The 22541-nt window shown below is 55.2% G+C and carries 23 protein-coding genes and 1 other RNA gene; 18 read left to right on the top strand and 6 right to left on the bottom strand.

Going from position 1 to position 22541, the window contains the following annotated elements; all coding sequences use genetic code 11:
• Positions 1 to 301: 301 nt before the first annotated feature.
• The 4 genes from LEP6406_RS0213965 (at position 302) to LEP6406_RS0213950 (ending at position 4477) form a co-directional block, all read left to right on the top strand.
• The gene (locus tag LEP6406_RS0213965) at positions 302 to 1732 is read left to right on the top strand and encodes a form I ribulose bisphosphate carboxylase large subunit (protein WP_008311353.1); all 1431 of its coding nucleotides are present in this window, start codon (positions 302 to 304) and stop codon (positions 1730 to 1732) included.
• 186 nt (positions 1733 to 1918) lie between these two features.
• The gene (locus tag LEP6406_RS0213960; RefSeq protein ID WP_008311351.1) at positions 1919 to 2347 is read left to right on the top strand and encodes a RuBisCO chaperone RbcX; all 429 of its coding nucleotides are present in this window, start codon (positions 1919 to 1921) and stop codon (positions 2345 to 2347) included.
• A gap of 20 nt (positions 2348 to 2367) precedes the next feature.
• Entirely contained in the window at positions 2368 to 2715 is a 348-nt protein-coding gene (locus LEP6406_RS0213955) for a ribulose bisphosphate carboxylase small subunit (protein ID WP_008311348.1), read from the top strand.
• 172 nt (positions 2716 to 2887) lie between these two features.
• A complete protein-coding gene (locus tag LEP6406_RS0213950; protein WP_317133838.1) occupies positions 2888 to 4477 on the top strand; it encodes a cation:proton antiporter in 1590 nt (529 codons plus the stop codon).
• Positions 4478 to 4955: 478 nt separating this feature from the next.
• On the opposite strand, the gene LEP6406_RS33595 is transcribed toward LEP6406_RS0213950, so the two are convergent.
• On the bottom strand, positions 4956 to 5096 hold the full coding sequence (locus LEP6406_RS33595; RefSeq protein ID WP_008311344.1) for a hypothetical protein: 141 nt from the start codon (positions 5094 to 5096) through the stop codon (positions 4956 to 4958).
• Between the two features lie 160 nt (positions 5097 to 5256).
• Positions 5257 to 5874 (bottom strand): peptide-methionine (S)-S-oxide reductase MsrA, encoded by a 618-nt coding sequence (gene msrA, locus LEP6406_RS0213935; RefSeq protein WP_008311342.1) that lies wholly within the window; start codon positions 5872 to 5874, stop codon positions 5257 to 5259.
• Positions 5875 to 6052: 178 nt separating this feature from the next.
• Between msrA and fabD the strand changes: the two genes are divergently transcribed.
• The 7 genes from fabD to LEP6406_RS0213900 all read left to right on the top strand — a co-directional run bounded on the left by fabD (position 6053) and on the right by LEP6406_RS0213900 (position 13666).
• Complete coding sequence (gene fabD / locus LEP6406_RS0213930; protein WP_008311339.1) at positions 6053 to 6943, top strand: ACP S-malonyltransferase; 891 nt, start codon at positions 6053 to 6055, stop codon at positions 6941 to 6943.
• Position 6944: 1 nt separating this feature from the next.
• Positions 6945 to 7586, top strand: a complete 642-nt coding sequence (locus LEP6406_RS0213925) for a lysophospholipid acyltransferase family protein (RefSeq protein WP_008311338.1) — start codon at positions 6945 to 6947, stop codon at positions 7584 to 7586.
• 59 nt (positions 7587 to 7645) lie between these two features.
• Entirely contained in the window at positions 7646 to 7963 is a 318-nt protein-coding gene (locus tag LEP6406_RS0213920; protein ID WP_027269125.1) for a DUF2288 domain-containing protein, read from the top strand.
• A gap of 340 nt (positions 7964 to 8303) precedes the next feature.
• Positions 8304 to 9308 (top strand): homogentisate phytyltransferase, encoded by a 1005-nt coding sequence (locus LEP6406_RS0213915; protein WP_008316990.1) that lies wholly within the window; start codon positions 8304 to 8306, stop codon positions 9306 to 9308.
• Between the two features lie 60 nt (positions 9309 to 9368).
• The gene (locus LEP6406_RS0213910) at positions 9369 to 10592 is read left to right on the top strand and encodes an aldo/keto reductase (protein WP_317133837.1); all 1224 of its coding nucleotides are present in this window, start codon (positions 9369 to 9371) and stop codon (positions 10590 to 10592) included.
• 361 nt (positions 10593 to 10953) lie between these two features.
• Positions 10954 to 12696 carry an ATP-binding protein gene (locus tag LEP6406_RS33340; protein WP_008316987.1) on the top strand — a complete coding sequence of 581 codons (1743 nt, stop codon included), beginning with the start codon at positions 10954 to 10956 and terminating at the stop codon, positions 12694 to 12696.
• A gap of 205 nt (positions 12697 to 12901) precedes the next feature.
• On the top strand, positions 12902 to 13666 hold the full coding sequence (locus tag LEP6406_RS0213900; RefSeq protein ID WP_162160878.1) for a DUF3153 domain-containing protein: 765 nt from the start codon (positions 12902 to 12904) through the stop codon (positions 13664 to 13666).
• Positions 13667 to 13956: 290 nt separating this feature from the next.
• Here LEP6406_RS0213900 and LEP6406_RS0213895 read toward each other — a convergent pair whose 3' ends face one another.
• On the bottom strand, positions 13957 to 14292 hold the full coding sequence (locus LEP6406_RS0213895) for a hypothetical protein (protein WP_036028448.1): 336 nt from the start codon (positions 14290 to 14292) through the stop codon (positions 13957 to 13959).
• 111 nt (positions 14293 to 14403) lie between these two features.
• Between LEP6406_RS0213895 and LEP6406_RS32175 the strand changes: the two genes are divergently transcribed.
• The 5 genes from LEP6406_RS32175 to LEP6406_RS0213875 all read left to right on the top strand — a co-directional run bounded on the left by LEP6406_RS32175 (position 14404) and on the right by LEP6406_RS0213875 (position 17456).
• Positions 14404 to 14655: a Uma2 family endonuclease gene (locus LEP6406_RS32175; protein WP_008316980.1), complete on the top strand. Its 252-nt coding sequence runs from the start codon at positions 14404 to 14406 to the stop codon at positions 14653 to 14655.
• A 367-nt stretch (positions 14656 to 15022) separates the two neighbouring features.
• Positions 15023 to 15187 (top strand): DUF433 domain-containing protein, encoded by a 165-nt coding sequence (locus LEP6406_RS31270; RefSeq protein WP_071992237.1) that lies wholly within the window; start codon positions 15023 to 15025, stop codon positions 15185 to 15187.
• Positions 15187 to 15393 (top strand): DUF5615 family PIN-like protein, encoded by a 207-nt coding sequence (locus LEP6406_RS35270; RefSeq protein WP_162160877.1) that lies wholly within the window; start codon positions 15187 to 15189, stop codon positions 15391 to 15393. The genes LEP6406_RS31270 and LEP6406_RS35270 overlap by 1 nt, the downstream gene beginning before the upstream one ends.
• On the top strand, positions 15359 to 16414 hold the full coding sequence (locus tag LEP6406_RS0213880) for a dipeptide epimerase (protein ID WP_027269122.1): 1056 nt from the start codon (positions 15359 to 15361) through the stop codon (positions 16412 to 16414). Before LEP6406_RS35270 ends, LEP6406_RS0213880 begins: the two co-directional genes overlap by 35 nt.
• A complete protein-coding gene (locus LEP6406_RS0213875; RefSeq protein WP_008313706.1) occupies positions 16395 to 17456 on the top strand; it encodes an N-acetyltransferase DgcN family protein in 1062 nt (353 codons plus the stop codon). The genes LEP6406_RS0213880 and LEP6406_RS0213875 overlap by 20 nt, the downstream gene beginning before the upstream one ends.
• Positions 17457 to 17484: 28 nt before the next feature.
• On the opposite strand, the gene LEP6406_RS0213870 is transcribed toward LEP6406_RS0213875, so the two are convergent.
• Positions 17485 to 20040 carry a glycogen/starch/alpha-glucan phosphorylase gene (locus LEP6406_RS0213870; protein WP_008313705.1) on the bottom strand — a complete coding sequence of 852 codons (2556 nt, stop codon included), beginning with the start codon at positions 20038 to 20040 and terminating at the stop codon, positions 17485 to 17487.
• Between LEP6406_RS0213870 and LEP6406_RS0213865 the strand changes: the two genes are divergently transcribed.
• Both LEP6406_RS0213865 and rnpB read left to right on the top strand, forming a co-directional pair.
• Positions 20039 to 20293 (top strand): hypothetical protein, encoded by a 255-nt coding sequence (locus LEP6406_RS0213865; RefSeq protein ID WP_027269121.1) that lies wholly within the window; start codon positions 20039 to 20041, stop codon positions 20291 to 20293. The two genes, LEP6406_RS0213870 and LEP6406_RS0213865, sit on opposite strands and share 2 nt — an antisense overlap.
• A gap of 355 nt (positions 20294 to 20648) precedes the next feature.
• Positions 20649 to 21020, top strand: an RNA gene (gene rnpB / locus LEP6406_RS30705) — RNase P RNA component class A.
• A 235-nt stretch (positions 21021 to 21255) separates the two neighbouring features.
• Here the strand turns inward: rnpB and LEP6406_RS0213860 are convergent.
• Both LEP6406_RS0213860 and LEP6406_RS0213855 read right to left on the bottom strand, forming a co-directional pair.
• Entirely contained in the window at positions 21256 to 21747 is a 492-nt protein-coding gene (locus LEP6406_RS0213860; RefSeq protein WP_008313704.1) for a YajQ family cyclic di-GMP-binding protein, read from the bottom strand.
• 187 nt (positions 21748 to 21934) lie between these two features.
• Positions 21935 to 22450, bottom strand: a complete 516-nt coding sequence (locus LEP6406_RS0213855; RefSeq protein WP_008313703.1) for a DNA-processing protein DprA — start codon at positions 22448 to 22450, stop codon at positions 21935 to 21937.
• Positions 22451 to 22541: the final 91 nt, after the last annotated feature.

Below are 22541 nucleotides of genomic sequence, written 5' to 3'. Positions count from 1 at the left end.
CAGCGATAAACTTAAGTTATGAATCTATACAGAACTTCCGAAACCAAACTTATCTAATCGCTGATAGTATTCTTAGGGCGTGGGTTAATGCAGGATGCCCACAGTCCAGGAAGAAAGCCGATTTCAGCCACCGCGCTAGGCCCAAAACTGGAATTTTGTCAAACATCACCTGTCTACGGAACGATTTTCAGGAGATTCCTGAATTTTCATGCTGTAGGCAACTTCGGAGAGACCCAGTGCCAGGTTTTGGCACCGGGTCTGGGTGGTGGCCGTTATGGATTTACAGGACAGGAAGGGAGATATGTCTTACTCTCAGACAACGACTCAGTCAAAATCGGGCTATAAAGCTGGGGTTCAGGATTACAAACTGACCTATTACACGCCGGATTACACCCCCAAGGATACGGACATCCTGGCGGCCTTCCGGATGACACCGCAGCCCGGAGTTCCCCCCGAGGAATGTGCGGCGGCAGTAGCGGCGGAATCCTCCACCGGAACGTGGACTACGGTGTGGACCGACCTGCTGACGGATTTGGATCGCTATAAGGGCCGTTGCTACGATATCGAGCCTGTCCCTGGCGAAGATAACCAATACATCTGTTATGTTGCCTACCCCCTCGATCTGTTCGAGGAGGGCTCGGTGACCAACCTTCTTACCTCCTTGGTGGGTAACGTGTTTGGCTTTAAGGCCCTGCGGGCGCTACGTCTAGAAGACCTGCGAATTCCCGTGGCCTACCTCAAGACCTTTCAGGGACCACCCCACGGGATTACCGTAGAGCGCGATCGCTTGAACAAGTACGGTCGTCCTTTGCTGGGTTGCACCATTAAGCCCAAGCTAGGTCTATCGGCGAAAAATTACGGTCGTGCGGTGTATGAGTGCCTGCGTGGCGGTCTGGACTTCACCAAGGATGACGAGAATATCAATTCCCAGCCCTTCCAGCGCTGGCGCGATCGCTTCCTGTTTGTAGCAGATGCAATCCACAAAGCCCAAGCAGAAACTGGCGAAATCAAGGGTCACTACCTGAACGTGACCGCCGCGACCTGCGAAGAGATGCTGAAGCGGGCCGAGTATGCCAAGGAACTCGACATGCCCATCGTCATGCACGACTTCCTCACCGCTGGTTTTACTGCCAACACCACCCTTTCCCATTGGTGCCGGGACAATGGCATGCTCCTGCACATTCACCGCGCTATGCACGCTGTGATTGACCGTCAGCGCAACCACGGGATGCACTTCCGGGTATTGGCTAAGTGTCTGCGGATGTCCGGGGGTGACCACATCCATACCGGTACGGTGGTGGGCAAGCTAGAGGGCGATCGCGAAAGCACCCTTGGCTTCATCGACCTACTGCGGGAAAACTACATTGAGCAGGACAAGTCTCGCGGGATCTACTTCACCCAAGACTGGGCTTCCATGGGTGGCGTCTTTGCTGTGGCTTCTGGTGGTATCCACGTATGGCACATGCCTGCTCTGGTGGAAATCTTTGGTGATGATTCTGTGCTTCAGTTCGGCGGCGGTACCCTGGGTCACCCCTGGGGGAACGCGCCCGGTGCAACCGCTAACCGCGTTGCCCTGGAAGCCTGTGTCCAAGCCCGTAACGAAGGTCGTGACTTGGTCCGTGAAGGTGGCGACGTGATTCGGGAAGCCTGCAAGTGGTCTCCTGAATTGGCCGCAGCCTGCGAACTATGGAAGGAAATCAAGTTCGAGTTTGAGACCATGGACAAGCTCTAGGGTTTGTCTTTCGTAGGCGCGATCGCGGCTATTGATCCCGAGATCGCGCCTACGACCGGCGACGATCCTAGGGGAAAACTGCTATCTAGAGCACCCATGCCCCTGGGAGCCTGAGGTTCAATAGGTGGACCTGAAGCGAACCCCTGGTGAGTTTTGGGGACTTCAACCCGCAGTGGCTTTTGGTCAATGGATCTCAAACAAACCGCTAAGGAAACAGCCCAGGTCTTGACGAGTTACTTGACCTATCAGGCTGTGCGGATCGTGATGACTCAGTTGCAGGAACTCAATCCGCCTCGGAGTTATTGGTTCAATGCCTTTGCCAAGCGGGAAAGTCTTCAGGATGGAGAAGCCTTTCTCACAGCCCTGCTGCAAGAGCAAGCCGATCTGGCCATGTGGGTCATGACCCTACGCCAGCAGCTTGCTGAGGAGGTCACCGAGTTTCTACCGGAAATGGTAGTGACGGGAATTCAGGCCGCAAATATGAACCATCGCCGCCACCATCTCGAACGGATTACCCAAATGCCGATTACTGGCCCGATGGGCAATGCCGATTCTGCTTCACAAGATTCTGAGCCACCGGGAGAACCTTCCCCCAACGCTCCTGACCACCGATAAGTATCACTATCGAGGACACCATGAAGACTCTGCCAAAAGAGCGTCGTTACGAAACTCTCTCCTACCTTCCCCCCCTGACGGATGCTCAAATTGAGCGCCAAATCGCCTATATCCTGAATATGGGCTACATTCCTGCGGTGGAATTCAACGAAACCTCCGACCCCGAGATTTACTACTGGACCATGTGGAAGTTGCCCCTGTTCAAGGCCACTAGCACCTCGGAAGTGCTGAGTGAAGTTCAGGCTTGCCGCTCCGAATACTCCAATTGTTTCGTTCGGGTTGTGGGCTTTGACAACGTGAAGCAGTGCCAAATTCTCAGCTTCATCGTTCACAAACCCGGTGCGACCTCTGGATCCTATCGCTACTAGGGAACTTGACCGCTAGGTCATCCCTCACAAAAACGCTAAGGCGGGCTAAGGCCCGCCTTTTTTTTGCTTCAGAACCCGGCAGGGGCTCCCCCCAACCATTGGACCGGCTCCAAGATGAAGTCTCCTGATCCTGTCTAATATATGGGGGCAGTGGTGTGGAGCCGATGATTGCGTGAGTTTTTCCCTGGTATTGATGGAAACTACGATGGATACTCCAGCCATTGAAGCAGGATTACGCCAGTTTTTGTTGGTGCTGTCTGTTGCCTTGGGAGTGGCCACCCTGTCACGGGCAATCTCATGGTTGCGCAGTATCCCCTATACCCTGTTGCTGTTGCTGGTGGGGTTAGGGCTGGCGGTTCTGGATGTGCGCTTTATCAACCTTTCCCCAGAGCTAATCCTGTTTATTTTTTTGCCGCCGCTGCTGTTTGAGGCTGCCTGGAATATTCAGTGGGCAAACCTGCGACGTGATCTCCTGCCCATTGGACTCTATGCCGTTGGGGGAGTAGTCATTTGTGTGGGCGGGCTGTTCTGGGGGCTCCGGGAGTTCGCTGGGGTGTCCTTGGCGACGGCTCTCTTGGTGGGGGCTAGTCTTGCCGCTACCGATCCAGTTTCAGTGGTGGCCCTGTTCCGAGATTTTGGGGTGGATAGACGGCTCACCACCCTGATGGAGGGGGAAAGCCTATTTAACGATGGTGTGGCGGTAGTGGCCTTCAACCTATTGTTGGGGTTGGCCTTGGGGAGTGATCAATTTGAGATTTCGGTGACGGTCATCCGGTTTGTAGTGTTTGTGGCCATTGGGGTCAGCGTGGGGGGGCTGATTGGCTTTGGTCTCTCCTTTCTGACCCAGCGCTTTGACCTGCCCTTGGTGGAACAATCCCTCACTTTAGTGGCGGCCTATGGCACCTATTTGATCGCGGAGCAGCTTCAAGGCTCTGGTGTGATTGCGGTGGTGACCACGGGGCTGATTTTAGGTAATTTTGGCTCCCGCATTGGTATGAATCCCCGAACGCGGCTGGTGGTGTCGGAGTTTTGGGATTTTGTGGCGTTTCTGGTCAATTCAATTGTCTTTTTGTTGATTGGCGATCAGGTGGTATTTGCGGGTCTAGGGGAAAATTTGCCGACAATTTTGATCGCGATCTCGGTCATCATCGGGGTTCGGGCCATCAGTATTTTTGGGCTGGGCTTGATCAGTAATCGGTTTGGGGCAGACATCAGTGGCCGGGGGCAGGTCGTGCTGTGGTGGGGGGGACTGCGAGGATCGGTGGCGGTGGCCCTAGCGCTGAGTGTGCCCGCTGCGATCCCAGAGCGGGAAGATATTATTGCCATCGTATTTGGGGTGATGCTGTTCACCCTGTTGGTGCAGGGGTTAACCACCAAGCCCCTGCTGACGGCCTTGGGCCTTTTGGGGGATCAGCCTCTACGTCAGCACTATGCTCAGCAGGTGGCGCGGCGCATTGCCCTCAATCGGGTATTGGTGCGGCTGCAACAGGTGTTGCGATCGCAGGAGCTTGACCTAGACTTTTGCCAGACCCAAATTGTCTTGGTAAAGGAAAAAATTGAGCAGATCCAGGCGGAAATTAACGTTCTCCAGCGCCAACATCCCGACCTACAATCCTTCGCCCTACAAGAGTTCAAAGCGGAACTGTTAGCCATCGAGGCCAACACCTATGCAGAACTGATGCGGGCGGGACAACTCAAGGATGATTTATCGCTGATCCTTCAATCCGTCCTGGTCGATCCCGAGGAATCGACTGCGGTTTGAGGGGGGGATAGGTGACAGGTTTTAGGTAACAGGTGATGGAGGGGAGTGATGGGGTGATGGGGTATTGGGGTGATGGGGTATTGGGGTAAATCCCGTAGGGGCGTGTTTAGCTCGTGTCTACTGGGAAATCCCAAATGGTAGGCTCAAAACCCGCCCTACCCAGTGCCGGGAAATCCAGGATTGAGGTTAATACCGTAGGGGCAATCCCTTGCCTGTCCTGAGCGGGTCGTATAGCCCTTCGGGCAATAGCCTCCGGCATGGCTACGCTAAGGCTAACGCTAGGGCGGAGCTTGCCCAGAGGGCATAGGGTGGTTGCCCTTGTCGCCGGGTGACCCGTAATGGGGAGACAGGGTAGGGGCGCGGTTTCCGCGCCCAAGGCAGCGGGTGACAGGAAGGGGATGGGTGACAGGACCGTTGTAGAGAGCTGGCCAATTAACGATGACGGTTTGGCCCTCCAGCCCAGGGGGGCCGGGGCTTACTACTGACCTCGGCTTTTTCTGATGTGATCCATGATTCTGCCTTTGCGGGCGTCATCCCCTTGGGCGCGGGGAGTGCTGGCGCTGAGCTTGATGGTAGAGGTCAGGGCTAGGTGCTTTTGAATTGTTTGCTTATCGGCCATGGGGTTATTCCTAAATAAGTCCCGTAAAGAAAAAGCCAGGAAGGTCTACCCATCAGGGCAGCAATCCTGGCAATCATCACTAAGAAGCACCGCTTTCCCGCGACAGGAGAACGATGGCCTTCATGGTTCTTAATATACGACAAACAGAGAAAAATTGGGGCTATTCGTGGCTGCCCCTGTCTCCCCAGAGCTGAGAGAGGCGCTGATCGCGGCCACAGCCAAACCGATAGACCTTGTAGCGCACAGGATGGGTCTGGTAATAGTTTTGGTGGTAGTCCTCAGCGGCATAGAAGGGCTGGGCTGGGCGCACCTCTGGGGCTAGGGGCTGATCAAATTGACCGGATTGCTCTAGCTCCACTTTGGACTGGGTAGCGAGACGGTGCTGAGTCTCGTCGTGGTAGAAGATGGCGGCGCGATACTGGCTACCCTGGTCGCAAAACTGGCCTCGACTATCCAGGGGATCGACATTGTGCCAAAACACCGCCAATAGTGCTTCATAGCTGACTTGGGCTGGGTCATACTGTACCTGCACCGCCTCTAGATGCCCTGTGCCCCCGGCAGAAACTTGGCCATAGCTGGGATTCTCTAATTCACCGCCGGTATAGCCAGCGGTGGTCGCGACAACGCCTGCCATGGCATCAAAGGGCTGCTCCATGCACCAAAAGCAGCCCCCGGCAAAGGTGGCGGTGGCTAGGTCTGGGTCGGCTAGAGCGGGGGCAATCCCCCCTAGGAGCCCTAGGAGCAGGGCGAGTAATGCGGCAATGCCTTGGTTGAGCATGGTGGGGAATCAAGATCCTCGGTTTAATCTTTCTGTTTAACAGCATGGCATGGGGGTGGAGGGGCCTGCCAAGCCTCCGTTCGGCTCTTTGCTAAAGGACCATTTGCTGAGAAAGTGAGGAATGGGCGTTGCAGTATGTTGCATCGACGGGCCGTCAGCAAATATTTCAGTATCAATCATGGCAAAAACAGCGTGGGTATTCCCCGGTCAGGGATCGCAGTCGGTGGGCATGGGGGCGGATTTAGTGACCTTGCCCCTAGCCGAGGCGCGGTTTGCGATCGCGGCGGATATTCTGAGCTGGTCGGTGCCACAGATATGCCAGAGCGAAGATGATAAGGTCTCGAATACGCTGTATACCCAGCCTTGTCTATACGTGATTGAGAGTCTGCTGGTGGATCTGCTGCGGGAGCGGGGCTTTAGCCCCGAGGTGGTAGCGGGGCATAGCTTGGGGGAATATGTGGCCCTCTATGCTGCCGGGGTGTTTGACTTTTCCGTGGGGCTGCGGTTAGTGCAGCGGCGGGCAGAATTGATGGCCCAGTCTTCCCAGGGCATCATGGCGGCGCTGATGGGCTTTGATCGGGAGGCGTTGGATGATGCGATCGCGGCCACTGAGGGAGTAGTGCTGGCCAATGACAACAATCCGGGACAGGTCGTGATCTCCGGCACTATCGAGGCGGTGGAGCAGATTATGGAGACGGTGAAGAGTAAGCGGGCGGTGAAGCTGAATGTCAGCGGAGCCTTTCACTCGCCCCTGATTGCTCCGGCGGCCCGAGAATTTCAGGACGTGTTGGAGGCGGTGGAATTTGCCTCGGCCCAAGTGCCCCTCCTTTCCAACGTGGACCCTACCCCGGCCACGGATAGCGCAGTGCTGAAGCAACGGCTGGCGGCGCAAATGACGGGGCCGGTGCGCTGGCGGGAGATTTCCCTGGCCCTGCCGGATCTGGCCATAGACAAGGTGGTGGAAGTGGGGCCGGGAGCGGTGCTGACGGGGTTGATTAAACGCACCTGCAAGGGACTGACCCTAGCCAATGTGGGAACCCTGGCCCAGGTTGAAGCCTTTGGAGGCTAATATGGCGGGCCGCGATCGCGAACCACCCATCAGTCTGATGCTGTATCACCTGTTCAAGTGGTCGGTGGTCAGTCCGGTTCTCCACGCCTACTTTCGCGGGCGCATCTATGGTGTGGAACGGGTACCTCGGCAGGGACCATTACTGGTAGTGGCCAATCATGCCAGTGACTTTGATCCGCCAATGTTATCTAACTGTGTGGGGCGGCCCGTGTCCTTCATGGCCAAGGAGGAGCTATTCCGAGTGCCCCTCCTCGGTCCCGCCATTCAGCTCTATGGAGCCTATCCCGTCAAGCGGGGTACGGCGGATCGGAGCGCCATCCGAGCCGCGTTGACCCAGCTAGAGCAGGGCTGGGCTGTGGGGGTATTTCTCCAGGGCACCCGCACGGGAGACGGGCACATCCCCGATCCGAAACTGGGGGCAGCGTTGCTCGCCGCCAAAGCCCAGGTACCGTTGCTCCCCGTGAGCCTCTGGGGCACCCACCGGATTTTGCCAAAGGGTAGTAAATTTCCCCGCCCAGTGCCCGTTACTGTGCGCATCGGTGAGCCCCTGCCGCCTCCCACCTCTAGCGATCGCGCAGCTCTGGAGGCCACCACCCAACGTTGTACCGAAGCGATCCATGATTTGCATGGGTTGGGACGGTAAGGACGGAGGGCGGAAAGGGAATGACGGAGGGCGGAGGACGGAGAACGGAAAACTTGACCATGACCCAAGACTTACGAACTGAATTAACTAATATGGTGGGTCCGGTAGAGTGGCACAATCTGCTACCCCATGCGGCGCGGGACAATTTGGTGATTGTGAATCCGGGGCTGGATCTGGTAGATGTGGGGCTGGCAATCGCAGGGGATAATGTCACTGCCGTCAACCGCTGGATTCGGGAAGCCCTAGTGACGAAGCCGACGGCAGAGCAGTTGACGGAGTGGGATCGAGATCGCAGTCGCCAGTTCCAGGCGCTAATCGTGCAGCCCTATGTACTGATCCAAGACCCGGCCCTTGGTAGCAGTGGCCCTCCAGTTTAGAACAAGGGGCTTAAGCCCCTTGTTCTAAACTGGCTTTGAATGTACTAAGGGACTCGCAAGAAAATAAGGTACCAATTGCCACCTTGCCTATTGGTGCATTGCTTCGCGTGGGCGAAGCCGCGCCTTAGCGCTATGCACCCTAACAGTGCTCAACGGTTCCGGTACTTTATTTAGACGCACGTCCCTAACGATAGTGACTCCTGCTATGGAAGCAGGCTTTTTAAGACCGGGCTACGAAAATCGGGTAACCCTGTAACACCGTGATTGTATTTACCCCCAACTGTACGCCAGCCAGATAAGCTGAAAGGCACGCCATGATAACGGTATCTGTGACTGCTCTATGGGCCAAAGTCTTTCCCCTAAACCTTCCCCCTCTCAACTCAGCCTGTTTAGCACCCCGTTACCCTGGCTGACGGCCTTTTGGAAGTTTTCTCGTCCCCATACGATTGTGGGCACGAGCCTAAGCGTGATTGGGGTATTTGCGATCGCGTGGACGGTGGTCTACAGTACCGTTCTCACCGCCCCCCCCGCAGTCAACCCCTTCTCGCTGATTTTGCCCCTGATCGCCTGTCTGGCGGGCAATGTCTATATCGTGGGTCTGAATCAGATCCACGATGTGGAGATCGACCGGATTAACAAGCCCCAGTTGCCCATCGCTTCGGGGGAATTTTCCCGGCAGGATGGCTGGTGGATCGTGGGGTTTGCGGGATTTTTGAGTACAGTTCTAGCGGCCCTAGGGGGCTGGTTTCTGCTGGGGACTATCCTGATCAGCCTTGCCATTGGCACCGCCTACTCTCTGCCCCCCATACGACTAAAACGGTTTCCCTTTTGGGCCTCTATTTGCATCTTGACGGTGCGGGGGGCGGTGGTGAATTTGGGGCTATTTCTCCACTACAGCGAACAATTGGGACTGCCCTTGGTGGTTCCGGCAAAAATCTGGGCACTGACGGCCTTTGTGCTAGTGTTCAGCATCGTGATTGCCATTTTCAAGGACATTCCTGACCTAGAGGGCGACCTCCGCTACAACATTGCCACCTTCACAGTGCGACTGGGTCAGCAGCGGGTGTTTAACCTGGCTCGCTGGATTCTTACGGCCTGTTATCTGGGGCTGGCCCTAGCCGCTCCCTGGATTCCGGGGCTGAATGGGGTATTTTTACTCGTGGCCCATGGCGTGATATTGGCGCTGTTTTGGTGGCGCAGTCGTCGGGTATCTTGGCCCGATCAGAGCGGAGGCTCGGACACCCTCAAATGTCCCCTATCCTTCACGGCCTTTTACCAATTCATTTGGCAACTCTTTTTTCTGGAATACCTCCTCTATCCCATTGCTTGTGGGCTAGGAAGCTAGGATTCAGTCAGGGAAATTTGAGTTTTAATGACACTTCGGCGAACAAGGGGCTTCAGCCCCTTGTCTATACTTAACCCGAGTGAGAACCGCTACATCATGCAATACCGTCGCTTTGGTCGCACTGAGCTTCAGATGCCCGTTTTTTCCTGTGGGGGAATGCGCTATCAGCATTCCTGGAAGGATGTACCGCCCCAGGAGATTCCCCAGAAGAACCAGGAGAATCTAGAGGCCACCATCCACCGTGCCCTAGAGGCGGGCATTAATCATATTGAAACGGCGCGGGGCTATGGCACCTCGGAGGTGCAGTTGGGACGCATTTTGCCCCAACTGCCTCGGGAGACTCTGATTGTGCAGACCAAGGTGTCTCCCACCGCTAACCCTCGGGAGTTTGAGCGGCATCTTCAGGAGTCCTTGGACAATTTGGGATTGGAGACGGTGGATCTCCTCGGTATCCATGGGGTAAATACATCGGAACTGCTGGACTACACGCTGCGACCGGGGGGCTGCTTGGAGGTCGCGCACCGTTTTCAGCACCAGGGCCGGGTACGCTTCATTGGCTTCTCTACCCATGCCCCTATTGGAGTCATTCGGCAAGCGATCGCATCGGACCAGTTCGACTATGTGAATCTGCACTGGTACTACATCAATCAGGACAACTGGAGTGCGATCGCAGATGCCACTCGCCATGACATGGGGGTTTTCATCATCAGCCCATCGGACAAGGGAGGCCATTTATACAACCCGCCCCAAAAGCTTGTGGACCTGTGTGCTCCTCTCAGTCCCATGGTGTTTAACGACCTGTTTTGCCTCAGCCATCCCCAGGTCCACACCCTCAGTATCGGTGCGGCGCGGCCCTCTGACTTTGAGGAACATTTGAAGACCCTGCCCCTACTGGCCCAGGCCCAGGAGATCCTGCCGCCAATTCTGGCCCGGTTGGAGCAAGCTGCGATCGCGGCCCTCGGCGAGGATTGGCTCCGCACCTGGAAACAGGGCCTTCCCACTCCAGAAGAAACCCCCGGTCAGATCAATATCCCCATCATCCTCTGGCTACACAACCTAATGACAGCCTTTGACATGGAGGACTATGCCCAGGCCCGCTACAACCTACTGGGTAACGGGGGCCACTGGTTCCCCGGTCAGCAGGCCCAGGCCGTTTCCCAACTGACCCAAGACCTAGCGGCAGTTCTGGCCAGTAGTCCCCATGCTGCTCGCATTCCAGCCCTCTTGGCGGCAACCCATGAGCGTCTCCAGGGCAAAGCAGTGCAGCGCCTCTCTGGGGCCTAGAAAATCCTACGGAAGACCGACGGAAGGTGTGGGGCAGAAGTGTCATAAGAGCAGCATTGCCTAAGTAATTCCCCGTAATTTTGCCCAACCTAACCGGAATCTAGGCAGAAAGCCAAGAAACAATGGGCATACTGCGGTAGGCGTCAGGCTCACCTCTATTGCTGAACTGATTCTTAATTCGGGCCGCACTACCGCAATTGCCGTCGCTGTCATCCCTAAGACTTGGTTTCTTAACCGTCTCGCCATCATCCACTTTGGGGCTGTAACCCTGCGGTCGGGTCTATGGTTTACCCTGAGGATTTCGGGATCTGGGGATTGAACATCGGCGCTGCTTTTGGACGATCACGGTAGCGCATCCCCCATGAAGCTTTCTAGTCTATTTCGCAAAACTCTGATGGGTCAGACCCTACTCTTTGGGCTAGTGGTCGGCACCCTCTCGATTACCTCCGCCTACAGCCTCCGCTGGTACCTGGCGGGGGAATACAGTAGCCGGGGCAGCGCCGTTGCTCGCAGCATTGCCGGGGCCAGCGCTAACCTGCTAGAAACAGATTCCCTGGAGATTTTGCCGGATCTCTTGGACGAGTTTCGGGACCTCCAGGGGGTGGCCTATGTCTTTGTCACTACCCCAGAGGGGGAAATTCTGGGCCATACCTTTGAACAGGGTATTCCTGAAGCCTTCCAACGGCCTCGATTTAAGCCTCAGGCCAACCGTAATGTTGAGGGCATTGATCCTAAGCTGCGGCGCTTTGTCCATTCTCCCAATTTTGAAAACACCGAAGGCGGCGTTGGTATCGATTACATGCTGCTTCCAGAAGTGGGCTATGTCATCAACCTATCTTTGCCTATCCAAGGTGGAGATCTGGGTTACGTCTATGTCGGGATGGATCAGGTGCGGATGATTCACCAGATTCGAGCTGCTGCTTCGATTCAATTTCGGGTTATGTTGGGGCTTTTTATCCTCAGTATTGTGGCCACCTATTTCATGGTGCGGCGTATTTCCCAACCTCTAAATCAGCTCACGGACTATGCTCAACGCCTTGCCAATCGAAATTTTTCCTCCACGGTTTCGATTACCAGCAAGGATGAAATTGGTCTACTAGCGACCACAATGCAAAGTATGGCCATGGATATTCAAATCTTTATTGGTCAGCTAGAGGATGCTTTGGCAGAATTGCAAAGCACCCAGACTCAACTGATCCAGCATGAAAAAATGTCGAGTTTGGGACAGTTGGTCGCAGGGGTGGCCCATGAAATTAATAATCCCGTCAGCTTTATTGCCTGCAATATCAACTACGCCGAAGACTATGCCAAAAGTTTGATGGCCCTAGTTGCCCATAACCAAACCCAACTCCAACTTCTCTCAAAGGATTTTCAGGCTGAGGCTACGGACCCAGATTCAGATCTGGATCTGAATTTCGTCATGACCGATTTTCCCAAGGTGCTTGATTCCATGCGTCTGGGGGCCGATCGTATTCGCACTATTGTTCAGTCCCTACGGAATTTCTCCCGCCTGGATGAGTCTGATGTGAAGGCGGTGGATATCCATGAGGGCATCGATAGTACTCTGATGATTCTCAACAGTCGGCTCAAAAATCCTGTCAACGGGGCCGCGATGGCCAGAGGTCGGTCGACGACCATCGCAGTTGAAAAGCACTACGGTGACTTGCCCAAGGTGGAATGCTATGCCGGACAGCTCAATCAGGTCTTTATGAATATCTTGGGCAATGCCATTGATGCTCTGGACACTGAACCCCAGATAGCTCCTCCCGTCATCACCATTTGCACCGAACGTCACGGTGACTACGCCCACATCACCATCCACGACAACGGCGGCGGCATCTCTCCAGAGGCCCAATCTCGCCTCTTTGATCCTTTCTTCACCACAAAACCCGTGGGCAAGGGAACCGGGCTGGGGCTCGCCATCAGCTACCAAATTGTTGTGGACCGCCACCATGGCCAGCTTCACTGCACCTCTGAACCAGGTACTGGTACCACCTTCACTATTGAGATTCCAGTGCGGCAGTCGGGGGGGGGGAAGTTGGCGTTGGTGGGGAGTGGGGGAGTGGGGGAGTGGGGGAGTGAGGGTGATGGGGTGATGGGGTGACAGAGAATTTTGAGTTTTGAGTTTTGAATTTTGAGTTGATGGGGTAGGGGCGCGGTTTCCGCGCCCAATGCAGGATGTCGCCGTGGGGGTGCGGTGCCTGCGCCCAAGGCAGGATGCCGCCGTGGGGGTTCTTCAAAACCTGCCCTATCCAGACAGATGGGAATTAGCGCATAATGCCCATGAAATCTTGGTAAGCCCAAACCCTATGGCGATGCAAGTTACCCGATGGCTGCGATTACTGGTGGTGCTGGGGACGCTGTTATTGACGGGTTGTATTCAGTACGACCTGGATCTGAAATTCGATAGCCAAACCCATGGCCAAGTGGTGCAGCGTCTCCATTGGGTCGGGGGGGCGGCGACTGCGCCGGAACTGCGTCAAGACTGGCAGCAGGCGTTGGCGGCGCGATCGCGTCAGGTTGGGGGGCGGCTGCGGTCTCCTAGCCCAGACACGTTGGAAATTATTGTGCCCTTTAACAATGGCGGGGATTTGGCCCATCGCTTCAATCAGTTCTTCGGCAGTGAGGGGACGGGAACCCCCTTGACGCTGCCCAGCGGCGAACCTGTCTCAGCCCACATTGATCTCACCCAGGGCAACTGGATTGTGGCGATCTACACTCACTTGACGTTGAGCTTGGATTTACGGGCGGTGCCTGATGGCGCGACATTACCTGCATCCCGACTGCAATCGGTGCGGTGGCTGACGGGACAGGTAAGTTTCACCACACCCTGGGGTCTGCGTTGGGCGCAGACATCCCAGGGGACGGAGGCGGAAACTGAGGGAACTGAAAAAATTGCAGAAACGAATGGGGGCAATCAGCCGCCAGAATCCAACCCCTGGCCCTTGATCCCTGGGCAGATCAACACCTATGAGGCTGGATTTTGGGTTCCCAGTCCCATTGGTATTGGCGCGATCGCGATCGCACTATTTGTCACCATGGGCTATGGCTTCAAGTATCGCGATCGCAGATAAAAAATCCCCCTCTGTTTCTGCATTGGGAAGAGAGAGAGAGGGGACTGGAGTGGAAGATATGCCGTGTTAGAGAGGAAAGCTAATAGAGATCTCTAGCCTAAGAGGATATTTGGAAACTCAGCTCAAACCCTTGGCACAGCTAGCTCCTAGCGATTTTAGCTGAAACCATTGTCATACAAGGAATCCAGAGGACTTTCCAAATATCCTCTAAGACACGTTGCTTAAAGCGAAGACCAATCCCCATCGCTGCCAAGGGGCCCAATAGCGTCATAGGTTGGGGATGTCACCCATCAGGATTCAGTATTTTCTGGCTCAGGGGCTTTCGGGGTGGAGCGTTGCCGATCTCGCCACCAGCGCGATCGGGTCAGGTTTTGCCATGCCATCATCGCCCCAGTCGTCATCATCCATAGCAGCCCTAAGCCGTTGAGAAGGACATAGATAGGCTCTAGGGTGGGGCCAAGGTATTCCCCCTCATGAATCGTCATGAGAATGTGGACTTGGTCGCGACTTAGGCCAAACCAGCTTTTGCCTAAGCGATAGGATACCCCCGTCATCACCGTGACCAGCAAGGGCAGCAGCACGATGGGGGCTAAAGCAGCATGGAACTTACGCACAGTCTTCAGCATGGACAGTGCCATTGGGTTAATGGTCTCTGCAAAATAGGGGAGCAGACTAAGATAAGAAGCACAACTGGCCGAAATAAAAGACCTGCTGTACGAGAAGCCCCAGTAACTGCCATGATGCAAACGGCTGAACGAATCTATACTACCGAAGAATATCTAGAGTTAGAACTCAACTCAGCAGAGCGCCATGAATTTGTGGATGGAGACATAAGGCTGATGACTGGGGGCACACCCGACCACAATGTTATTGCTGGCAATCTGCTGTTAGTGCTTAAGCTGGCCCTGCGCGGCAAGTCCTACAGCACCTTTGTAACTGACCAACGCCTGTGGATTCCGGCCTGTAATCTCTACACGTCATTGATGTAGCCTACGATATCCGCGCCAAATGGCCAACGCCTGTGGATTCCGGCCTGTAATCTCTACACGTATCCCGATGTGATGGTGATACCCCAAGCACTGAAGCTACAGACAGGGCGCACCGACTTAGAATTGCAGACTTATACGAGGATATTGATTTGCTCAACACCTAAATCAGTCCTTTGCAAACAATAGGAGCTTACCTATGATTGCTTTTGACCGTATTGCCGTTGATCCCAAGAAGATGGCAGGGCAAGCTTGCATTCGAGATATAGCGGTTCTCACTCGGGTCAAGTCCAGACAAGGGGCTTAAGCCCCTTGTTCGCCGAAGTGTCATTAAGTTAGAGGTGTACCTCATACATTAGGGAACCGCTATATACGAGTTCCAATTTCGCTAGTTTTGAATCTTATTGCTAATGGTAAGACCACAGAAGACATTATCAAAGACTATCCTTATCTAGAGCCTGAGGATATACAGCAATCCCTGAAATATGCGGCTTGGCTAGCTTCAGAGCGAGCTTACTGGGCTGTTGGTGCTTAATGAGGTTTCTTGCGGATATGGGTATCTCGCCTCACACAGTTGAGTGGTTAAGGAATCAAGGCTACGATTCCGTTCATCTTGCTGAAGAGGGACTCCAATGTCTCTTGGATGAAGAGATCATTCACAAAGTTAGAATTGAAAATCGAATTGTCCTTACAATTGAGATTGCCCATGGAGGTTACGGTTACCCCAATCACGGTCCATAAGCGCGTGCCCCTAACCATTAGTCGGGGTACAGCTTCGCAGTCTACAAATCTTTGGGTGCGGATTCGTCAGGATGGCATTGAGGGCTGGGGGGAGGCGACGCCCTTTTCTATTGGCACCCAGACCCAAACCACTGCCGCGATCGCAGCCGACCTCACCCGCCTCATTCCGCAGTTGGCATCCCTGCATCCCCTCGATCGCCAGCGGCTGGAGCCCCACTTGCGCCCCCTCAACTCCGCTGCACGGGCGGCGGTGGATGTTGCCCTCCACGACTGGTTGGGTAAACAGGTAGGACTCCCCCTGTGGCAATTGTGGGGGCTAGACTGCGATCTCATTGGCCCCACCGCCGTCACCGTCGGCATCAACACCCCAGAAGCAGCCTGCCATCGCCTGCGCCAATGGCAACAGCAGGTGCCCGAATTACAGTCCGTGAAACTCAAGCTGGGTAACCCCGTCGGGATTGAGGCCGATCAGGGCTTGGTGACGGCCCTACTGCCCCTGATCACGACAGGGTGCAAGATCAGCGTCGATGCTAACGGCGGCTGGTCCCTAGGGGATGCCCTGATCATGGCAGACTGGCTGGCAGCGCGGGGAGTGACCTACATTGAGCAGCCCCTCCCCGTCGAACAGGATGGGGATTTGGGTCAACTTTCAGCGCGATCGCCCCTGCCCATCTTTGTAGACGAAAGCTGCTTCACCAGTGGGGATATTCCCCCCTTGGCCGGACAGGTCCAGGGCATCAACATTAAGCTAATGAAGTCCGGAGGGCTGTCGGAGGCGCTACGGATGATCCACACCGCTCGCGCCTGCGGGTTGCAGGTCATGTTCGGCTGCTATGGCGACACCGCCCTGTCCAACACCGCCCTGTCCCACCTAGCTCCCCTAGCGGATCATTTAGATCTCGATAGCCACCTGAATTTGCGGGATGATCCCTTCCACGGGGTTACCCTTGCTGCCGGTTGTCCCCATCCCCCTACATTCCCCGGTCTGGGCTTGACTCACCATGAACTACCTCACCCCTAATCACCGTCTTGCCCTGTTGATGCACGACGGCACCGATAATAGTGGGGGCAAAACGGGCCTCGCCCTGTTGCGCTATAGTCCTTTGCCCATCGTGGCGGTAATTGACCGACGGCGAGCGGGGGGAAATCTGGCCCAGATCACCGGCATTCCCCGAGAAGTACCCATCGTGGCTTCTCTCCAGTCCGCCTTAGCCTATGACCCCACGGTACTGGCCATCGGCATTGCCCCCTCTGGCGGAGCCCTACCCGACCCCTGGTATCAGGAGGTGAAAGCGGCGGTGGCGGCGGGTTTGTCGGTGGTGAATGGCCTCCATAGGCCCCTTGGTCAAGATCCAGCCCTGCCCCTAACCCAGCCAGACCAGTGGATCTGGGATGTGCGCCAAGAACCGCCGGGGTTATCGGTGGGTATGGCCCGCGCTCGAACGCTGGCCTGTCGTCGAGTGCTGGCGGTGGGCACCGACATGGCGGTGGGAAAAATGTCCGCCAATCTAGAACTGCATCGGGCCGCTAGGGCTCGGGGTCTGAGATCTAAGGTAATCGCCACCGGACAAACTAATTTGATGCTGGGGGATGATGGGGTTGCCCTGGATGCGGTGCGGGTGGATTTTGCTGCCGGGGCCGTGGAGCAGGTGGTGATGCGCTATGGTCCGGATCACGACATCCTCTTTATCGAGGGTCAGGGATCTCTCTTCAATCCAGCCTCGACGGCGACGCTACCCCTGATGCGGGGTAGCCAGCCCACCCACCTGATCTTGGCCCATCGGGCCGGACAAACCCATATCAAGAATTGTCCTGAGATTCCCATTCCCCCGCTGCCGGAGGCGATTCGCGTCTGTGAAACCCTGGTGACAGCGGGGGGCGCGTTTCTAGCGGCGCAGGTGGTAGGGGTAGCGTTGAATACCCATCATCTGGGAGAACAAGATGCGATCGCGGCCATCCAATCCACCCAGACGCAGACGGGACTGCCCTGCACCGATGTTCTCCGCTTTGGCCCAGATCCCCTCCTAGCGGCCCTGTTAGCCACCCCCATGCCCAAGGGCTAAGGCCACAGGGATGTTTCTGAGGACACGCTTAGACCGATAGCATGGCGTTGGCTTGAACATAGGGCTTCATCTCCACCGCAACAGGCTGGACATTCCAGATCTCGTCGCAGTATTCCTGAATAGCGCGATCAGAAGAAAAGTACCCCATGCGGGCGGTATTGGTGATACTCATCCGGGTCCAAACATCGCGATCGCGATAGGTCTCACTGACCCGAGCCTGACAGTCCACATAGGATTGGTAATCCGCCAGCAACAGGTAGGGATCGTGGTAGACCAGAGAGTCCACCAGGGGTTTGAATAATTCGCGATCGCCTTGGGAAAAGACCCCGGCATTGATCAAGTCAATCACTTCCTTCAGTTCAGGATTTTGGCTGTAGTAATCCCAAGGGTTATACCCCTGGGCCTTAGTCTCTTCCACTTCGGGAGCCGTCAGCCCAAACAAGAAGAAGTTTTCTGGCCCCACCGCATCGCGGATCTCCACATTGGCCCCATCCAGAGTGCCGATAGTGAGGGCTCCGTTGAGGGAAAACTTCATATTTCCAGTACCCGAGGCTTCCTTGCCAGCGGTGGAAATCTGCTCCGACAGGTCAGCGGCGGGGTAGATGCGCTGGCTATTGGTGACGTTGTAGTCCGGCATAAACACGACCTTAATGCGATCGCGAACCGCCGGATCATTATTCACCACCGCTGCCACCGACGTAATCAACTTAATGATGCGCTTGGCCACAAAATAGCCCGGAGCCGCCTTGCCCCCAAAGATAAAGGTGCGGGGCACGATATCCAGGTTGGGATCGTGGCGAATGCGATCGTACAGAGTGATGATATGCAGAACATTCAAGTGCTGACGCTTGTACTCGTGAATGCGCTTCACCTGAATATCAAAGAGAGAATCAGGATCCACCTGAATGCCCTGGGTGCTGTAGATGTAGTTAGTGAGATCTACCTTGATGGCCCGCTTAATGTCGCGCCAGTGCTGACAAAAAGATGGATTTTGGACATGGCCTTCAAGCTGCTTTAACTTATCCAGATGCTTGATCCAATCCGACCCAATGGTGTCCTTCAGCAGCTTCGTCAGGCGGGGATTACTCAACACGATCCAGCGGCGCGGCGTCACCCCATTGGTTTTATTGCTGAACTTCTCGGGATACAGCTCATAAAAGTCCTTTAGCACCGTCTGCTTCAGCAACTTTGTATGCAGAGCGGCGACGCCGTTAATGGCATGACTACCCACACAGGCTAAATTGGCCATGCGGATGTACCGTTCTCCCCCTTCATCAATCAAGGACAGACGGGCCATTTTCTCTTCATTGCCCATGTACTGAATCCGCACCTGATCCATGAAACGGTGATTGATCTCAAAGATGATCTGAAGATGGCGGGGTAGGCTTTGGCCAAAGAGATCTAGGGGCCACTTTTCTAGGGCTTCGGGCAGCAGCGTGTGGTTGGTATAGGCAAAGGTACGGCGGGTGACCTCCCAGGCCACCTCCCAATCCAGATTATGCACATCCACCAACAACCGCATCAGTTCCGCCACGCTAACAGCAGGGTGGGTGTCATTGAGTTGGGCCGTAAACCGCTCATGGAAGGTCTCTAGGGTGCGACCAGACAAGAGGTGCAGGCGAATCATGTCCTGAAGGGCACAGGAGACAAAGAAGTACTGCTGCTCTAAACGCAGTTGTTTACCCTGAATTGGCTCATCGTTGGGATAGAGCACCTTGGTGAGGTTTTCAGACATCACCTTTTCCCCCACGGCCCCGTAGTAGTCGCCGACGTTGAAGGATTGGAAGTTAAAGGATTCTACTGCCTCTGCCTTCCAAAGACGGAGAGTGTTTACGGTATTGACCTCATAGCCCATGATCGGCGTGTCGTAGGGGATGCCCTGGACAACTTGGTGGGGCACCCACCGCACGCGGTACCGTCCTTCGGTGTCGGTGTAGGATTCGGTACGGCCCCCAAAACACACCTCTACCGAGTATTCAGGACGGGCCATCTCCCAGGGGTAGCCGAACTGGAGCCACTTATCCGTGACTTCCACCTGCCAGCCATCCTGGATTTGTTGATCAAAAATGCCAAATTCGTAACGAATACCGTAGCCGATGGCGGGAATTTCTAAGCTGGCGAGGGAGTCCATATAGCAGGCAGCCAAACGACCCAGCCCCCCATTACCTAGGCCCGGTTCTTCTTCTTGGGCCATGAGGGCATCGAAATCCAGTCCAGATTGCTTGACCGCTTCCCGCACCTCGTCTTCAATACCAAGGCTGATCAAGTTATTGCCCAGGTGTGGCCCCAGCAAAAACTCCGCTGATAGATAGCAAACGATGCGGGCCTGGGGGTGACGGTAGAGGCGACTGGTATTTAGCCACCGCTGCAACATGCGATCGCGCACTACATAGGCCAAGGCCATGTAGAGATCATTTTGGGTCGCAATTTCCGGCCACTTGCCCTGGAGATAGAACAGGTGGTCGGCCCAAGCCCGACGCAGGGTTTCAACACTGAGACCGGTACGGTCATCTTCCACGGCAACCGTGGGACAGTTCTCGGGAACCTCGGTCGAAGGGGGAATAAATTCTGGAAGGGTGGTCATGGGCCTACCTTACAAACAGTTGCGAGAGTTTCCCCCCCTGGTGGCAGCAGGACTGCCCTGGGAATCTCAACTCAGCACTCCGGAGCCGATGGCCAAGGGGAAAGGCGAAAACGCCCTGGTTATCTTCTATTTCAGTAATAGAGGCAACCTAGCCCAGAGCCCCGATTCTCAAGGAAGCCTTAGGAATCTTGGCCCTGGTCCTGCTGATGACTTGTATATACACAATAGCCCTGCGGGGGAGGGGCAGGAATAAGGACGCTAAAGGGATGCCGCCCAATTCCGGGTTCTGGAGGATAGCTGCCAGTTCTCCCCACCATTGGCAGAGCATTCCATAACCTGAGTTCGACTTAAGCTTCGCTGCTCATCCGCCAGGGAATAAATTGCCCTGGCTCATAGCAGAAGTCCGTTAAAACGGACTCGCCCCCCTATCCCCACCCCAGATCCCCGTCCATTCTGAATGGCCATTAAAAATGGACTAGAGCCTGTTAGCCGGGAATTTTGAATTCCCAGCGGGGTGACAGCGCTGATACCGAATTGATGTTCCATACGCTGCTGGTGGATGGAGAATAAATCGGGACACGAACTAGGCTCTAAACTAGAGGCAGGAAAGAGTCGGCGTGGGGGTTGCGGGTTGGCAATGCCAGCCTGAGGAAAGTCCGGGCTCCCAAAGGACCAAACTTGCTGGGTAACGCCCAGTGCGGGTGACCGTGAGGAGAGTGCCACAGAAACATACCGCCGATGGGGTTTTGGCCCACAGGTAAGGGTGCAAGGGTGCGGTAAGAGCGCACCAGCAGTATCGAGAGGTACTGGCTCGGTAAACCCCGGTTGGGAGCAAGGTCGCAGGGGCTATGGTTGGTCTTTTTCCAGCCCCGTTTTTGGTGTACCGCAAGAGGCGTCTGGTAACAGGCGTCCTAGATAGATAACTCCCGCCCTGGATGCAAGTCCAGGGAACAGAACCCGGCTTATGTCCGGCTCTTTCCCACCCTTTTGTGACGATCCCATACCTTGGCCTCGCATACCCAATCCAGATACACTATCCCGCCGACATGGATTCCCGTTTACGGCCTCTGGTCACGCTAAGTACAAAGCAATCGCAAAGCGAACGCGGAAAACGGGAATGACGGGACTACAGATTTCGATGTCGTCCCGGCTGTCCACGGTCAGGCCAGATGCTCAACCGGCAAGACTTTCACATTAATAAAGGATCCGGGCTCCTTAGCGATAGTTCGTGAACTGAAGTGCCACGGGCCAATCCTCAGACTTAATCACCTGCATTGCTGCTTGCAGATCGTCCTTAGACTTAGCTGAGACCCGTACCGTATCTCCCTGAATCGAGGACTGAACCTTCTTAAAGTTGTCCCGTAGAAGCTGGGTCATTTTCTTCGCCAGTTCCTTATCGATTCCCTTTTGCAAGGTCACCTGCTGGCGAACGCGATTACCACTAGCGGATTCCACCTCGCCAAAGTCGAAAATTTTGAGGGAAAGTTGTCGTTTCGCCGCCTTAGTCTGAATCACGACCTGCACCGCTTGCAGGCTTAGATCGCTATCAGTTTCCAGAGTAATCGCCGTCTCCCCTAGATCAATCTGGGTCTTCGTGTCCTTGAGGTCGTAACGGGTGATGATTTCTCGACGTGCCTGGTCTAGAGCATTCACCAATTCTTGACGGTCGAAGTCACTGACAATGTCAAAGGAGTAGGTGGAAGCCATGGGCAAGAAATTATTGAAGCAGCTAAACGAACAGAACCTTGAATTTGAGGGCACAGTGCTAAGTCAACCCTCCGCACCCCGGCACAAAACTCTGAATTAATTATCCAGGACAACAATGTTCCAGACCGAGAGTCCCAGACCGAGACCTTTGCGCTCTGCTGACAAAAAAGCAGCCCCTGATTACACCCTAATCAAAATAGAACAGGGTGACAATTTTGCGCTGGTCTTCCGCATCTTGGCAGGTTTGCAGCAGGGTGTGACTGTCATGAAAGGCAAAGCAGATCAATTGCTGACAGCGGGAAATGATTTCCTGGTTGCAGAGGGCACTGGCCTCCGCTAGGGAGAGGGCATCATTATCGGCATTTTCCACCAAGTGCATGACTTGGTCCAACTGTTCCTGGGATTCTCGCGGCTGGCGAGAAAGGCTTTGGGGCAAAATCACTGTCAGCAGATTAGAGTTCGCCTTGAGGGCACCTCGAATCACGGCAGAATTTGTTCCGGTCGCCCCCGAGGTCAAAACTGTATTGCCCGCCATCACCAGGGCGTAGGTCATCAGCTCGATCAGTTGCTGGTGGGTGATGGGGACGTGGCGAGACCCAAGGATGGCTACGCGCTTAGAGCCTGCTTGCTGAATGGCGGCAAGCTCTTGGAGGAATATGTCAACCTTGGAGGTTTCCAGTGGGGCTTCAGTGGGCTGACTCAACGGAGATACACGGATTACAAGGACGCGCCTATTGTATCAGCATCAGGTGTGTCCTCTACATTGCTGGTAATTCGACGGTATTTCCAGTCAT

The sequence above is a fragment of the Leptolyngbya sp. PCC 6406 genome, assembly GCF_000332095.2.
Lineage (GTDB): Bacteria > Cyanobacteriota > Cyanobacteriia > Phormidesmidales > Phormidesmidaceae > PCC-6406.
Note: the sequence above shows the minus strand (reverse complement) of the source record. Positions and strands in the feature narration are given on the sequence as shown.